General features: G+C 55.7%; 15 protein-coding genes. 5 read left to right on the top strand and 10 right to left on the bottom strand.

Annotation, left to right across the window (positions count from 1 at the left end):
- Nucleotides 1–327: 327 nt before the first annotated feature.
- The 3 genes from O6929_11600 to O6929_11610 all read left to right on the top strand — a co-directional run bounded on the left by O6929_11600 (nucleotide 328) and on the right by O6929_11610 (nucleotide 1,984).
- On the top strand, nucleotides 328–480 hold the full coding sequence (locus O6929_11600; GenBank protein MCZ6481031.1) for a ribbon-helix-helix protein, CopG family: 153 nt from the start codon (nucleotides 328–330) through the stop codon (nucleotides 478–480).
- Entirely contained in the window at nucleotides 481–1,704 is a 1,224-nt protein-coding gene (locus O6929_11605; GenBank protein ID MCZ6481032.1) for a site-specific integrase, read from the top strand.
- Between the two features lie 91 nt (nucleotides 1,705–1,795).
- Nucleotides 1,796–1,984 (top strand): hypothetical protein, encoded by a 189-nt coding sequence (locus O6929_11610; GenBank protein MCZ6481033.1) that lies wholly within the window; start codon nucleotides 1,796–1,798, stop codon nucleotides 1,982–1,984.
- 122 nt (nucleotides 1,985–2,106) lie between these two features.
- On the opposite strand, the gene O6929_11615 is transcribed toward O6929_11610, so the two are convergent.
- Nucleotides 2,107–2,727: an ABC transporter substrate-binding protein gene (locus O6929_11615; protein ID MCZ6481034.1), complete on the bottom strand. Its 621-nt coding sequence runs from the start codon at nucleotides 2,725–2,727 to the stop codon at nucleotides 2,107–2,109.
- Between the two features lie 326 nt (nucleotides 2,728–3,053).
- On the bottom strand, nucleotides 3,054–3,632 hold the full coding sequence (locus O6929_11620; protein MCZ6481035.1) for a hypothetical protein: 579 nt from the start codon (nucleotides 3,630–3,632) through the stop codon (nucleotides 3,054–3,056).
- Nucleotides 3,633–3,928: 296 nt separating this feature from the next.
- Between O6929_11620 and O6929_11625 the strand changes: the two genes are divergently transcribed.
- Entirely contained in the window at nucleotides 3,929–4,270 is a 342-nt protein-coding gene (locus O6929_11625; protein ID MCZ6481036.1) for a heavy-metal-associated domain-containing protein, read from the top strand.
- 60 nt (nucleotides 4,271–4,330) lie between these two features.
- On the opposite strand, the gene O6929_11630 is transcribed toward O6929_11625, so the two are convergent.
- From O6929_11630 to O6929_11640, 3 genes are all read right to left on the bottom strand, one after another.
- Nucleotides 4,331–5,446, bottom strand: a complete 1,116-nt coding sequence (locus tag O6929_11630) for a sorbosone dehydrogenase family protein (protein MCZ6481037.1) — start codon at nucleotides 5,444–5,446, stop codon at nucleotides 4,331–4,333.
- A gap of 431 nt (nucleotides 5,447–5,877) precedes the next feature.
- Entirely contained in the window at nucleotides 5,878–6,840 is a 963-nt protein-coding gene (locus tag O6929_11635; protein MCZ6481038.1) for an ATP-binding protein, read from the bottom strand.
- A gap of 1,158 nt (nucleotides 6,841–7,998) precedes the next feature.
- Nucleotides 7,999–9,228 (bottom strand): hypothetical protein, encoded by a 1,230-nt coding sequence (locus O6929_11640; GenBank protein MCZ6481039.1) that lies wholly within the window; start codon nucleotides 9,226–9,228, stop codon nucleotides 7,999–8,001.
- A gap of 551 nt (nucleotides 9,229–9,779) precedes the next feature.
- On the opposite strand from O6929_11640, the gene O6929_11645 reads away from it, so the two are divergent.
- Nucleotides 9,780–10,349 (top strand): hypothetical protein, encoded by a 570-nt coding sequence (locus O6929_11645; protein ID MCZ6481040.1) that lies wholly within the window; start codon nucleotides 9,780–9,782, stop codon nucleotides 10,347–10,349.
- Nucleotides 10,350–10,375: 26 nt separating this feature from the next.
- Here the strand turns inward: O6929_11645 and O6929_11650 are convergent, their stop codons facing one another.
- The 5 genes from O6929_11650 to O6929_11670 form a co-directional block, all read right to left on the bottom strand.
- A complete protein-coding gene (locus tag O6929_11650) occupies nucleotides 10,376–10,723 on the bottom strand; it encodes a hypothetical protein (GenBank protein ID MCZ6481041.1) in 348 nt (115 codons plus the stop codon).
- A gap of 234 nt (nucleotides 10,724–10,957) precedes the next feature.
- Nucleotides 10,958–11,245 carry a GIY-YIG nuclease family protein gene (locus O6929_11655; GenBank protein ID MCZ6481042.1) on the bottom strand — a complete coding sequence of 96 codons (288 nt, stop codon included), beginning with the start codon at nucleotides 11,243–11,245 and terminating at the stop codon, nucleotides 10,958–10,960.
- Nucleotides 11,246–11,299: 54 nt separating this feature from the next.
- On the bottom strand, nucleotides 11,300–11,515 hold the full coding sequence (locus tag O6929_11660) for a hypothetical protein (protein MCZ6481043.1): 216 nt from the start codon (nucleotides 11,513–11,515) through the stop codon (nucleotides 11,300–11,302).
- 327 nt (nucleotides 11,516–11,842) lie between these two features.
- Nucleotides 11,843–12,502, bottom strand: a complete 660-nt coding sequence (locus O6929_11665; protein MCZ6481044.1) for a hypothetical protein — start codon at nucleotides 12,500–12,502, stop codon at nucleotides 11,843–11,845.
- 633 nt (nucleotides 12,503–13,135) lie between these two features.
- A complete protein-coding gene (locus tag O6929_11670) occupies nucleotides 13,136–13,894 on the bottom strand; it encodes a histidine phosphatase family protein (protein ID MCZ6481045.1) in 759 nt (252 codons plus the stop codon).
- Nucleotides 13,895–14,410 lie beyond the last annotated feature (516 nt).

The following is a 14,410-nucleotide window of genomic DNA, read 5'->3' on the forward strand; positions in this document are numbered from 1 at the left end:
TACAACGGCAGAGGGTATACCGGGTCTCGGCCTCTATGATAGGAATGAGAAGGTACGCGTCGCGCTGGAGTTGTTGCCAGGCGACACGCCAGCTCTGATATTTGCTAACAAGGCCGGGAAGGTCATCTGGAGCGCACCGTAAAGAGAGGCAGCCAAAGTAGTCTCCCTTCTCCCAAAGAATCATCCACGAAGGTGGAGACCTAGCCCTGCTGACTGACTAAGGACAGAACTAGAAAGTGTGTCGCAAGGGCATTTCTCACTTGACATAGTTAAATACCATTATATCATTAACTTATGAAAGGGAGACCCAAGAAACAGGAGGCACCGATGGTTTCACTACCCGTCTACCTCCCGAAAGCTGACCACAAGGCCCTCCGCCATGCCGCCATTAACGAGGGCCGGTCTGCTACGGACATCATCCGGGAACTGGTCAAGGACTACCTGACGAAGAAGAAACGTAAACGAAAGGGGGTGAAATAGATGGCTGTAATCGCCAGAAAGTACAAAGGGGCATGGTGGTTGTTCATCAACCACCGGGGCCAGCGGAAGGCGAAGAAGGTCGGGGAACGAGCCGCTGCGATGGAACTCAAGGGGCAGATCGAGGCCCGACTGAGCGCGGGGGATCTGGGCATCTTGGACAAGCCTGGCCTGACCTTCGCGGAGGCAGCTAATCGGTGGTTGGAGGGCTACGTAAAGCCGTGCCTCAAGGTTCGGAGCCATGAACTCTATTCGGGAATAACCACGCGGTATCTGCTTCCTGCACTCGGCAATGTGTGCTTGAGGGATATCACGCGGTCGCGGCTCAGGGATTTTGTAGCCGACCTGAACACCAAAGGGTTAAGCCACAACTACATCAGGAACATTCTGGCTGCGTTGAGTGGTATCTTGCACCAGGCGGTCGAGGACGAGCACCTGGACCACAATCCCGCCTCAAGGCTCGGACGCCACACACGACGCCAGAACGAGGAGACAGAGAAGCGGGTGAAATACTGGACCGGCGAGCAGGTGACCCGCATTCTCGCCCGGACGCAGCAAGAATATCCCGACTGGCATAACCTGTTTGCAACGATGGCCTGGGCGGGGTTCAGAGTCGGGGAAGCTCTCGGCCTCCAATGGGACGACTTCGACCAGGAGGAGCGAGCAATCTACCTGAAGCGTGTTGTATATGAGCGCAATCAAGAACTGCGGATAGGCCTCCCCAAGGGCAATAAAGGACGCCGGGTGGAGATGGCAGAGCGGCTGGTACGGCTATTGGCTGACCGACGGAGTAGGTTAGAGGCACAGGCAGCCCTGAATGGACAATCCCTCTCCCCGTGGGTGTTTCCAGACAAGGGGTCCACAGCCAAAGACGGTAGGCCAGTCAAGTATCAGGCTGCACTCAAAGTCCTGGCCCACGTGCTCGACCTAGAGAAGATCCCTCGCTACGACCGGGTGATGACCCACGCCTTCCGGCACTCTTGGGCCACGTGGATCTTACAGAACGCCCCCACACCGGGAGCCATTCTCTACGTCAGCCGCCAGTTGGGGCATTCCTCAGTGAAGCTCACCCTCGACGTGTACTCTCACGTGATCCCCGAGGAGAACCGACACCTATCTGACCGGCTGGCAGAGGCCACCTCCGGTGACGCAACCACCCGCAACCCAGACGCAACCAAAAGCCGAGCATCGCTTCAAGCCGCTGATTTTACTACTCCTGATCAATAGATATACTCATCTACGAGATGACCTTTCGGGGAACGCATACCGGCCCGTTTCGAGGCATTCCTCGTACGGGGAACAAGGGGAGATCAAAGGGGTGATCGTCTTTCCGATGAAGGATGGAAAGGCGTTAGGGGAACGGATCTATCTGGACGGCCTCGCCCTCCTTACGCAGATCGGGCTCCTCCCGGACCCGGAGAGGACCTTCGGCCGCCTGCTCTTCTTTCTATTGGGATTACGTCTCAGGCTGCGGTCCCTTCTTGCTCCACCTACACCCGGCTCCTGACCCTCCTGTGGTGAAACCGGCTGCTCAACATTGCGCCATTTCTACGTGGGATCGGCCTGCGGACAAACTAAAAGGGGCTTCCATTGCTTGGAAGCCCCTTTACTCACGATCTTTGCAGACGGCTACCTTTGCGACCTCGCCTCCATGGTGACTTCTTCCAGCTTGACGGACATCTTCCGGACCAGTTCTTTGTAAGAGCTCTTACTGATGACCCTGTTGAACTCGGACCGGTACGTGGCGGAGAGCTTCACACCATCGATATTCAGGTCACTGATTTTCCAGGAGCCATTATGCGGGACGAGAATGTAGTCTACAGGGATATCACCATCGTCGGCTTTCACCAGAGCCTGGACGATGGCCCTGTCCCCCTCGATGCGCTCCCCGACATAGCGCTGTTCCACCCCCGCGTGGGTGGACAGCCTCCACAAATGGGACCGCTCCATGAGACCTCGGAACAGCCGGACGAATTCCGTCCGTTCCTGTGCCGAGAGCTGCTGCCAGTGCTGACCCAAGGCCAGTCGCGCCATCTCCTGGAAACTAAAGCGGTTCCCGAAGACTCGAGAGATTTCAAGGGCCTGCTCAGGCGTAAGCTCTGTCCCCGAATCCTGTATGACCAGGGTATTCTTGACCTCGAGGATGGTGCCCTGGACCCAGTCAGTAGGAGAGCCCGCCACGGCGAGGCCAGGAAGGGCAATGCAAGTGGCGAGAACAGCGAATCGGAATGCCAACGTATTGATTTTCACAGCTGTTGCCTCCGCTCAAGCTTCTCAATTAGCCGGGGGGTCACAAGAATATATGCTTTGAGTGGTGCAACGGGCATGCCAGGTCGAACAGACCGAATTAGGCAGTAAATCGAGCGGTTAGGCGAGAGGTCCTCGTGGAGGGCTGGACGAAAATAGAGCTATTGGCAAACTCTCCCGCATGGGCCTAGCGGAATGTCACGGTGGATTCTCGCAAAGTCTCAACCCTCGGTTAACATGGGCTTCCCCACCACCCTGGCAAGGTTCCAAAACCCATGGGGGGGTCTTCACCTTACCAGTCCAGGCCTGCTACGGAGAAAGGCAAGCTCCTAACACGGGAGCTTTTCGCCGTTCTTCTGGCAGGTAATCCCCTGTTCGGCCAGGGCCCGATTTAGTGCGGAGTTGAACTCGGCAAAGAATGCCGCCCTCGATTGCGGGGAGGCGTCTCCCTGGTCGACCAGTATCCACTGTGCCTCACGCAGGGTTGTACGGGCCTGTTCAGGATTGAGCACGCCCGCATCCACCCAGCTGGCGAGCCGGCGCTTGACCTCGAGCAACCACTCATAGCCGAGGGGGATCGGTTTACGTAGCACAACTTCCCAGGTCTCGCGAAAATCGGCTTCAGCCCGCTCTGCCCGCTCCTCTGCCGGGATTCCGCAGGGGGCTCGGCTGGATACATACTCCTCCAACATGCCGCCCCCCTTCTGCTGGTAGCTGTCAGGGAGGACCACCCCCCGGCGGAGACACAACTCAGTGGTCTGATGACGCCGGGTAACCTGGCGCTCGGCGAGGGAGCGTCGGAACTCGGCCCGCACCGCGTCCTCCGGGTCGGGTTGCCCGGTGCCTGCGCACGCGGCCATGAGGAGACCAATCCCACTAAGGCACACGGCTATTCGGAGCTGCCACATCTTCGTCCCTCCTTCGAGAATTACGGTCAGCCATCGGGTGCGGTCAAACAATTAGCAAAAGTTGCGCCAATGCCACCCTCCTCCACTGGATTTCGGGTGATCTGCACGGTTCCTGACCCACTAGGGACCCCCCAGACAGGTTACGAATTGCTCGGAGCCATTGTCCGTACTGCCCCAACATTGCAAGCTTAGCCCTCCCACGTAGACAGAGTATGTCAGGCCCCGGGGCACCATAAAGTATCTGGAACAAAATCTGCATAAGACCTCTTCGGATAACGGATAAGGAGGACACCGCCATGAATCTGGAGATCTCGCTACGAGTAAAGGGGCTGGACCGTGCCAAAGAGGGATCGAGCAACGCACTCGAGAGACTGGTGAAGATTCTGCAAGGATCACATGGCGTCCTCGCTGTCCACTCTGATTTGGAAAGCCACCACCTCACCGTGCGGTATGATCCCAACTGGCTCACGATCCTCCGCATCCTGAATCGAATCGAATCCGCCGGGCGACAGAGAGGTCTTGCTTATCGAGCCACCGACGTTCGGAATATCCTCAAAAGCTCCACCCCATCCCGCAGCCAGCGAAGTTCGTCAGACCGAACCCCCGCAGTAGAGACAGCACATCTCAGCGCTTTCTGAATGGTCCTCAGTCCCCTGGTCTTCAATACGGCCAAGGGATGAAAATTGGGTAGTCGCATACTACCTCGGGTAAACGATCCGGTAGATCACACCCGCTCGATCATCCGAGACCAAGAGCGCACCGTCGGGCATGACCAGCACATCCGCGGGGCGCCCCCACGCTGCATTGCCTTGGAGCCAGCCCTCGGCGAAGACTTCATACGTCACTGCGCGATTTTCTTCAAGCCGCACCAGCGTGACACGGTATCCAACAGGCGTGCTGCGGTTCCACGAGCCGTGCTCAGCGATAAAGATCTGGTTCCGATACCTGTCCGGAAACATCGTGCCCGTATAAAAGCGCATCCCGATCGCAGCGACGTGTGGGCCGAGTTTCATCGCGGGTGGGACGAATTCCTCACATGCATGTTTCTCCCCGAACTCCGGGTCGGAAATGTCCCCCCCGTGACAATAGGGGAAGCCAAAGTGCAGTCCCTTCCGTGGCGCATGGTTGAGCTCGTCCGGCGGCACATCATCGCCCAGCCAGTCGCGCCCGTTATCAGTGAACCAGAGCGTCTTGGTCTCGGGATGCCAGTCGAACCCCACCGTGTTACGTACGCCTCGGGCGAAGACTTCCAGTCCGGTGCCGTCGGGATTCACGCGCATGATCAGAGCGTAATGCCCGTCGCTCCGCTCGCACACATTACAGGGAGCCCCCACCGGAACATAGAGTTGTCCATCAGGCCCAAAACGGATGAATTTCCAGCCATGATGCCGATCGCCAGGAAAGGTATCGTTGACTACCACAGGCGTAGGCGGGTTACTGAGGCGCGCCTCGATATTGTCGTACCGCAGGACACGGCTGACCTCACCCACGTAGAGGGCGCCACCCCGGAACGCAACGCCATTGGGCATACGCAAACCGCGGGCGACGGTGATGACCTCGTCAGCTCTATTGTTCCGGTTTCGGTCGACAATGGCGTAGACCTTCCCCACGCGCGTCCCGACAAAGAGCGTGCCGTTCGGGCCCAACGCCATCGAACGCGCCCCCGGCACATCGCTCGCGTAGATGCTGATCTTAAATCCATCGGGAAGCCTGATTTTGTTAAGGGGGAGATCCTGATTGCCGCTGACCGGCGATCCCAAGTGTAAACAGGCCCCAGAGGAAAGCAGCACACATGTGAATAGAATCTTCCGCATGTTCTGCCTGGGTACATTCACGGGTCCTCCAGGGTTTCCTGACGGTCAGCGGCTTTCAGAAAATGCTTTTGCCCCGCGGGGCACGGTCAGTAACGATCGACTTATCTGCCCCCCGTAACAGAAGGGAGGACTCCCATGCAGCCGAATGCGTAATGTGAGCAATTAAACCCAGCTCTCACGCGGCTGTCAATCCTAAACGGCATCCGGTTCCGTCTCTTCGTGGAGCCTACAATTGAGGGTGGACGGTGGGACCGGTGGGGTGCGGGGGGCCTGGCAATGCGTTCATCCCAGTCGAAGAGCTGCTGGAGCTCGAGCACCAGCCCCTTTCGGCACACATTCTGGGTGACGCCAAGGGCATAGTCATGGGGAAATGCCGGTTTCGCAAAGGACCAGCATCCGGAGTGGGAACCGATCATGATTGCGAGTGAACATCACGCCATCGAATGTAAAAACGAGGTACTTCGCGGAAGGGCAAAGCTAAAGATGCTCCCGCGGCCAACTTCGCTCGTCGCCCATATCCGTCCCTCGTGCGCCTCGACGATGATCTTCGAGACATACAGACCTAGCCCCGACCCCGCGGTCTTCGGGATACCTGGCAGCTCCATCCGGTAGAATCGCTCGAAGATTCGGTCAAGCTCCTCGGAGGGGATCCCACACCCTTGGTCGGTGACATGGACCAGAGCCTCTGTCGGAGTCTCCTCTACCTTGATTTGCACTACTTTCCCCTGTCCCGAAAATTTCACCGCGTTATCCACGAGATTGATCAGCACGCTCTCGAGCATCTCGGTGTCACCCTGGACCAGGACTCGCTTGGGCGGCTGTTCCAGGTCGATGCGAAGATGACGATTTATGGCCACGGGCCTCAGCCGATCGACCGTCCTTTTGACGAGGAGCGATAGGTCGAGCTCACGCCGTTCCCCCACGATCTGGCCGCTCTCGATCCGGGTAAGGCTCAAAAAGTTGCCGACAAGTCGTATGAGCCGGTCCACGTGCTGGTGGGCCATCGTAAGGAACTCATGCCGGGCGGCCGGCTCGACCCCTTCCTCGTGGAAGAGCAGTCTCAGCGAGCCCTCGATGACGGTCAACGGCGTCCGAATCTGGTGAGAGAGGGTTGTAAGGAAGTCGCTCTTCTGGCGGTCTAGGGCCTGCAGACCCTCATTCTCTTGGCGCAGGTCCTGGGCCTGGGCCTCAAGTTCGGCCACACTGGCGCAGAGGTCTGTGTTCGACTCACTGAGCTGAGTGGATCTCTCCTCGAGCTGTCGCACGTAGTCTTTGAGTGAGGCGTGGACATCCTCCAACTCATCGAGTCGCCGGCCGACGCGGTCCGCGATTAACCGGTAGGATTCCGCCATTCGGTCAAAGGCTTGAACCAGCTGCCTCAGCGTGTCCTTCATCTATTCTCCCTGCTTTCCCGGAAGGGAAACTTCTTTTCGTCGCTTAGATCCCGATTCCTAGCCCGGATTATTCACGAAGAGGTGAATATCCTCCCTCCGGGCTTCGACTCCGCCCCGCGTTTGTGGGGCGTCGCTCAGGGCTAGCCTTGAGCAGGCCGCGGGAGCGGCCTGTCGAAACCTACACGTGCGGCCGAGGCCGCACCTGTAGGCGCATTATTCACGAAGGCAATCCGTTCGTAAATAATGCGGGCTAGGCTTCAAATACAAGGGCCGTCGCAAGCCCGTCTCACAGGAAAACAAACTCTCTGCGAAGGGATACTCCGCTACCCTGCCAAGTGACGTGAGCAAATCCATATCTGCGGAAATGCGCTTCCCTGAGCAGGTGTCACGATCCCGTGAGCGTCAGAGAGAAGTTGGGGCTTGCCGCATCTACAGTGCCAGCACGAATTGTAGCGTGAGATTTCATCCTCCCAGCCTTGTGTTTCCAAGGAATTGTGTTGATTCGTCGTTGTATGGAGACGTGCCATGATGTCAAAGGCTTGCCTTCACAGGTGTAAATCGGACCAACATCCGCGTGTGGCCAGGGTGTATCATCATGAAATAAAACAAGGTCTTGTCATCACGAAATCCGACACGCTCCTCTGTCTACCCTCTGGATAGCTCTAAAATCCTCTAACCCATTGCAACTTGAGGGATGAGGGGCCTCCTGACAGGCCAATTACCAAGGCCCCTATGTCGGACCCCCTGACACCTCAGTGCGGGCGTCTTGATGACCTCGGACTGCCTACAGCCTAAAATGACGTAGCTATGTATGTAGGCCCTACAAATTCGTGTCACATATAACGCATTAGGCTGATGGGCGCAAGCAAAGATCACACGCTGAGCGACTATGCGACCGATGCCCTCGATTGGATCAACTCCGGATAGGGCAGAATCGAGCCGAAGGCGAGTCCGCGGTGCACCGGGACAGGCGGCGACTGGAATTTAAGCCGGGACAGGCGAGACATGCAGTACGAAACTGCGTCTTGGAACTTCCGTCAACGAGCGACTTGACCCCAATTACCAATTTGCCGAGCGACTTGACCCCAATTTGCTGATGACCCCCACTTGGTGATAACAGGAGGAGGCGGATCATCAAAAGGTGTCACCCCTTGTTTTTCACCATAACCATCCACCAGGATGCACCTTTGGCTTGTATGGGCAGATTTGATACTGCTCGCAAAGGTACTCGAGGTCTTCTTCTGCCGTTTCTTCTCTAGGTGACTCCTGCTCCGGGATCGTCCAGCTCCCCTTTTGAAGCATAGTCAACGACCGCCACGCATAGTCGTCCACCCTTTCGAGAAAACCCGCAACTTCAGCGTGCAAAATTCCATCTCTATACTCTTCACCAATTTTGGGAATAAGTTTGTAATTCCAGGCAAGCCTAGCGCCGGGCTGATATTCTTTCGCTATCAGCCTCAGCATTTCCTCATCTACGTCGAACCCCACGTGTTCGACAAATGTACACCCGAGATTTCTTTCTTCAGAACAATGTGCATCCCTATCAATAACTATTAACTGTTTCAACTTTGGACCGTCCGGAGCTTCATAATTGACAAAACTGTAAAAACTCCAGTCCGAGCTTCGATAGCGAATTATGTTGTGAACGTAATACCTCCGTCTGCCTGTTTTCTTATGGATATAGGCCCGCAGGAAATTATCATGCGCTACGATAAGCAGTTGACCTTGTTTTGCCAGAAAGCCACCAGTCGAGAAGGTGGCAACGGGATCTAGTGGACCGTCCCTAATCATTACAGTCTTTTTGAATTGTTCTTTATCGTCCAATGCTGTTTTTTCCTCCAAAGCTTGTTTTTCCATACGGTCCCACAGGATACCAAACTCGGTGGAGGGGTAGCCGTAGGTATGGAGTATAGACCGTAGCCGATTCATCCTTTCATTGGCCTGGCGTTCCTGCCTGATTAATTCAGGGTAGCCATATTTAATCCGCTCGCTCTGTGTTAACGGCTTCACGGCTTCGCCAGCATCATATTCCAGACGGAAAGTCTGAGGATAGGCCACGGCAAGCTCCCCCATCCACCTCAATATTTCGGGACTGCCCGATTGTATTTCGAGGTAGGTTATAATATATCGGGCAGCGGTGGCGGTTTTCCACAACGCCTCGGTAGCGAGACTCACCTTTTGTCTGGCTACAACGATGTGCTCGTTCCCAAAATCCTTATTCTCTACGTCCTTCTTTCTCGTGTCTTTCTTTCCCGTGTCGTGCTTTCCTACGTCCTCCTTTGCAACATCCTTCTTTCCTACGTCGTCATTTCCGCTCAGCGCTATCGAGCAACCGCAAACCAGGAATAAGGTCGCTACCATCCACAACAATGCCGTCGCCCGTTTCATCGCTACCCTCTTTTCATGGGTAAGGAAGGGTGCCCGGAGGACACAACCCCACGGGCACAATGATCCTTCATAGACCCGAATGTGCATTCAAAGTGCCAGCACGAATCGGAGCGCGAGGTCCAATCAATGAAATCTTTTGTTTGTGAGGAGTTATCGTGATTTAATCTGGCAGAAACTGGTACCGATAGGTCACAGGGCGATTGTTATAGAGAGTGCAAGATTTGCATGAGACCATGCAGGGACTTCGGGTCAACCGGTTGAAGATTTTGCTTGACCTCGTGGACCCCTTGGATAAGTCTTCTGGAAGCTCCAGCGGGAGGCCAGGGAGCACAAACAGGGTCTGTTGATCTGAGGCGACCATCGCAGGAATAAAGGGAGCCAAGGGAATGCTGAGAGGCTCTTGGAATCTCTTCCATCGTTTCATTCTAGTTTCACTGGTTTTGGCGCTTACCAACTACGGATGTGTGGTGGTTCACCGTGAGGGGTCCTCTCGCCAGGTCACTTCAGGTCCGGGCCTCTGGGATTTTCTCCCGAAAGCGCCCACTATCGCCATGTATGAAGGGACGAGGGTTTACCCGGACGGGAGTACATCAAAGATCACGCACACGAGTTATCTAATTCGGATAAGCGAGAAGGGCAGCGAGCACTTGGTGCGAACATACGAAGAAGAAGAAGAAACTGCATTTGGCCCCCAATTGAATGAGGTGACTACGGTGTATGAAGTAACGTCAGGTCACATAGCGCTCGTATCTGCAAACATAACGAAGCGGGGGGTAATAGCTCAGCTCAAAGAGAGAATAATTTACAACCCGCCATGGGTATTGCTGCAATGGCCACTGAGGAAGGGAGATACGTGGGAACAGAAAGTTCTTTTCAGGGTAGAAACAGAGAGGGCGCCCGAAGAAGTCTCTGCTCACATTTCCTCTGTAGTCAGAGGTGAAGAGATTATACACACTTCCATCGGAAAGGTCCGCACCTGGCGCATCGAGCAGACTGTCAGAGAAGACAAGGAGAAGTTTATCTATTGGTGGGCAAGGGGAAGATGGCTTGTCAAGTGGCAAAGCAAAGGACGAGAAAATACTTCGTTAGAAATAGTCGAGTTTAAGGAGCCGGCACGGTAACAGGAAACCCCGCCTTATACTCTTTGTCACAGCTCGACCTCAGAATAGCCGCATGTAAATGCACCTTCCTCAAACACCTCGGCTACTCGGCGGCAATAGTCAGGGTAGTTCGTCCTCCACTTCTTGAATAGAGCCGTAAGAGAAAACTTGTCCAGATGATTCGTCGACAAGTAGGGCTTGACGTAGATTCTCAGTAATCGGCGAAGCCCGAACTGAGCAGTTTTCGTGTTCTCCGTGAGTAAAACAAGCGTGGTGTATGTGGTGAAGTGTGCAAGGAGACGATACACGACTAATCGATCGTCCCAGGAGAGATATTTTGCAGGCCTGCCAAGATCGAGACCGGGAATAGAAACATGCCTTCGTAGTCCGCCCATCACGCTGACTAATGATCCATCGGTCCGAATTCGTGGTTGACTCCATAGATAGCAGGAGTCTGCCGCAAGGCCTCGCGTGAGAAGGGTCTCTATAGTGGCCTGTATGGTTTGATTGTTTAGGCTCTCGTCAAGACAAATAAGCGGACCCCTGTCATACTCCCGAATGTCCGCATTAATTACAGTGCTCAAGACATCTTGATAGTTAAATCTAGGCGTCGTCATCACTGTCGCCGGCTATGAGCGCCGCTTGCTGAGTTGCTTCAGTGTTGCAGCGTCCCCAACGATCAGAGCCTTCTTTTTGGTGCGACTCCACCGCTTGAGCTGCCGCTCTCGTCCAACCGCTTTCTCAAGTGAGTCGTAACTCTCCGAGTAGACCAGTCGCACGGGTCTTCGCAGAAAGGTGTATGTGGACCCTCGACCGTTGTTGTGCGCATTCTCTCGGCCTTCGAGGTCCTCTGTCAATCCGATATAGTAGCTCCCGTCCGCGCAACGCAGGATATAGACGTGAATCGTGTCAGACATGTCTTCGACCCTGAGGCTTCGGCCGTGAGACTTCGGCAAGCTCAGTCGAGCCGCTCAGCCGAACGGCTGAGCCTCAGGCTCAAACCCGTGGTTCGACAAGGCTTCGACGGTGAGCTCAGCCGAACCGCTCACCACCCCGAGGAGGATCGAAGGGAAGGGAGCCCTTCGACTCGCTTCCTGTCCTCGGGAGGCTCGGGGGTCCTCGGTGGCTCGCTCAGGGCACCATTCGACGCGCGAGAAGCGACTCTCCATCCGCAGAAGGCCTGCCATGAGCAAGCGGGGAAAGCTCTCGACAGAAAGCTTTCGCCGCGCGTCGAATGGTGGCCCCAGCGGGATTCGAACCCGCGTTTCCGCCTTGAAAGACCGTCTGGCGACCTTAGCACTGAGTGAGCCTGAACGTCAAGGAGTGCTACGGATTGGCCTATGGAGAGGGTTTACAGGCATCATGCTGTAACAATGAGGGATACTGAGAATGCCGGCGATAGCCCCCAAAATGGACACCAAGGACTCCCGATGGACACCAGGATGGACACCACTGGCCAGGCTCCTACGGTGCGCTCCAGATGACCTTCCCATGCTTCTTGAAGAGCACCCCTTTCATAGGGCACGGAAGAGATATAAAACGGCCATGAGCACGAAAAGACCCGTCAACGCCTTGGGAATGTATGCCTCGTACTCTCTCAACCGCTCCTCCAACAGGTGGTAACCCTGAATAGCCAGGAGCGTTACTCCGATGATGGCAATACTCACGGCTAGGGCGTAGGTCAGCATGAGAGCAACACAATGGATTCCCCCCAGGCAGAGGGCAAGGAGAGCAAACTCTTCCTCGTGGATGAATCCCAGGATGAAAGCAAATACCGCCATGTCCCAGAGGGATTGCGGGGTCTTCCGATGATGGACATGGGCGTGCTCATGCCCGTGACTATGCGAGTGACCGTGATGGTCATGGTGATTCCCGTGCGTATGCTTGTGAGGTTCGGTATAGGCCCGGTAGGCCATGTAGAGAAGCAAGGCGACCACGCTGTACCGAACAATGGGCAGGGATGAGAGGTCCACCACCCGGTTAACAAGAAGGAAAACCAACACCACCGCGAGGGAAGAAATGAGATGAAAAGAGGCAAGGATGCTCGAAGTAAGAAGCCCAAACCACGCTCGCCGTTCCCGTTGAAGGGAGTAGACCACAGCCACCGGCCACCCGTGGCTCGGTTCTACACCGTGTAACAGTCCGATCAGGATGGCACTTAGGTACACCGACATACGTCCTGCCTTTGCTTTCTCCTCATATCTTAGCTCCCCCGCTTCCCTTCCATCTCCCGACAGGAAATAAAAACGCCCTTCCTGCTCGTACCGTGCCCGAGAAGGCGTCTGAATGGTTGGTGCGCCGTCGACTGTGCCGGAAGTGGGCTATGGACTCTGGCTACCCCGGGTCCATGTCTGCCTCTCCTGGGGGGGGGCAAGTATCCCCGACACGGGCAGGGGGTGTCAAGGGCCCTGGTTTCAGTGCTCGCTAGTGCACCTAGAGACTTTGTCAGCCTTCAACTCGTGCTCGAGTGGGGATTATGCCGGTCGCAACTTGGTAGCAGGGTCGTGAAAGGACTTGATTTATTGGGACTGGGCGGCGGGCATCTGATTAGCAATTAGCAGGTCAGCGGGTCGAATCCTCTTGGGCGCACCACGTGACCCAGTTCAACTGCCAGGGCGGTGGAACCGGCGAAGGGGACATACTCATTGCCGTGAATGCCGAAGGGAACAGCCGCGAAACGCCGGAGTAAAATTACCCCTTCCCTGAACCCGTTTTGGAGGCTCTCAGTTTCCGCCTGACCAATGAGCTTCAAGCGCCGGGCGTTTCATTCCTGCCCTACGCAAACCGTGTCCAACACGCCTGGCGCCTTACCTGAACGCCAAGAGTCTATCCCATTCGCTCGGCGGCACCGTCGCCACGTGGGAACACGTGCCATCGCCGTACGGCTTGAAAATCAGCGCGACGCCTTCAGGCTTGGGGTTGATACCCACCGCGTCCATGAGAGTGGTACCGTGGGAAACCAGAACCGTATTGTAGCCCCCTGGGGGTGGCGTGCTGAGCATCTCGCGCAGCGCATCCCTCACGCGTTGGAATTCTTCTACCCCCTCCATTGCGGGAAAGCGCAGGTCATGAGATGTCTCAAAATCACCAAAGGCAAGGCGCGCGGTATCGACGCAGCGGCACCAGGGGCTTGTTAGCACTTTTGCCACCGGTATTCCGAGAGCGGCAAAGCTGGCACCGATCCTGCGCGCCTGCTGACGGCTTTCTTCGGACAGATTCCGTTGGGTGGCGCAATCCTCTAGGACAAGCTTGTCCCACTTCTCAACCACCCGGTCGGTTTTCGCATGGCGGAAGTATATGACGTACCCTCCCTCCTTCAGGGCTTGAACCAGCTCCTTGCCTTCCAGCAGTGATGTTGAAGGGCGTAGTACATCGAGACCTTGTGCCTGCATGCCGTATAACGGGAGCAGGACAAAGGTTAACAGCAGTACCTTGGCCCACCGACTTTTCCAGACTGCTTTGTTGGTCCACATATTGCTCGCCCCCTCACCACTCGCCCCGTGATGCTTGAGCTCTACGGTGTAGAGCACATTTTTTTCGCTAGGGCAATTTGCCTTTTCTGTCATTAAAACTATCACGCGGGAAAGTTAGAGCAATGACGGTGGGCAGCCATTCGCATGATGTGGATCACTTCAAACGGGAAGATGGGAAGTGAGGAGACTGTCACGTTGGTTGCGGTTTGGTTGCGTTTTTCGGTCACGAAATGTCATGTTTTGCCGCGTCCTGCACACCCAAAAATAGGGGTCCTGAGGCTTCGATAGACACCAAAATGGACAGCAGTGGGGCTCAGACGGTAGGGAACTCAGGCTAACTACTTGAAACTTATGGTGGCCCCAACCGGATTTGAACCGGTGTCTCCGCCTTGAGAGGGAAAAGTGCCGGGGTTTCCCGGCAAGGGGTTACAAGCGCGCTCCTTTCTTTTAACGGTGTTACGCTCTTGTAACTCCAGGTTGCACCGTGTAACAGCGGCTTGCTCCAAATCTCCATGTTACAAATGTAACATGGAAAGAGAAACCCCCGAAGGGCATTTTCACCCTCCGGGGGTATGGGGTACGGTGCCGGGTTATACCTTTACCGGCTCT

This window comes from Candidatus Methylomirabilota bacterium, from assembly GCA_027293415.1.
GTDB lineage: Bacteria > Methylomirabilota > Methylomirabilia > Methylomirabilales > CSP1-5 > CSP1-5.

What these genes read in the sequence shown, in the direction of transcription:
- O6929_11600 (MCZ6481031.1), top strand. Translation starts at nt 328, where the DNA reads ATGGTTTCACTACCCGTCTACCTCCCGAAAGCTGACCACAAGGCCCTC.
- O6929_11605 (MCZ6481032.1), top strand. Translation starts at nt 481, where the DNA reads ATGGCTGTAATCGCCAGAAAGTACAAAGGGGCATGGTGGTTGTTCATC.
- O6929_11620 (MCZ6481035.1), bottom strand. Translation starts at nt 3,632, where the DNA reads ATGTGGCAGCTCCGAATAGCCGTGTGCCTTAGTGGGATTGGTCTCCTC.
- O6929_11625 (MCZ6481036.1), top strand. Translation starts at nt 3,929, where the DNA reads ATGAATCTGGAGATCTCGCTACGAGTAAAGGGGCTGGACCGTGCCAAA.
- O6929_11630 (MCZ6481037.1), bottom strand. Translation starts at nt 5,446, where the DNA reads ATGCGGAAGATTCTATTCACATGTGTGCTGCTTTCCTCTGGGGCCTGT.
- O6929_11635 (MCZ6481038.1), bottom strand. Translation starts at nt 6,840, where the DNA reads ATGAAGGACACGCTGAGGCAGCTGGTTCAAGCCTTTGACCGAATGGCG.
- O6929_11640 (MCZ6481039.1), bottom strand. Translation starts at nt 9,228, where the DNA reads ATGAAACGGGCGACGGCATTGTTGTGGATGGTAGCGACCTTATTCCTG.
- O6929_11645 (MCZ6481040.1), top strand. Translation starts at nt 9,780, where the DNA reads ATGTATGAAGGGACGAGGGTTTACCCGGACGGGAGTACATCAAAGATC.
- O6929_11650 (MCZ6481041.1), bottom strand. Translation starts at nt 10,723, where the DNA reads ATGGGCGGACTACGAAGGCATGTTTCTATTCCCGGTCTCGATCTTGGC.
- O6929_11655 (MCZ6481042.1), bottom strand. Translation starts at nt 11,245, where the DNA reads ATGTCTGACACGATTCACGTCTATATCCTGCGTTGCGCGGACGGGAGC.
- O6929_11660 (MCZ6481043.1), bottom strand. Translation starts at nt 11,515, where the DNA reads ATGGCAGGCCTTCTGCGGATGGAGAGTCGCTTCTCGCGCGTCGAATGG.
- O6929_11665 (MCZ6481044.1), bottom strand. Translation starts at nt 12,502, where the DNA reads ATGTCGGTGTACCTAAGTGCCATCCTGATCGGACTGTTACACGGTGTA.
- O6929_11670 (MCZ6481045.1), bottom strand. Translation starts at nt 13,894, where the DNA reads ATGACAGAAAAGGCAAATTGCCCTAGCGAAAAAAATGTGCTCTACACC.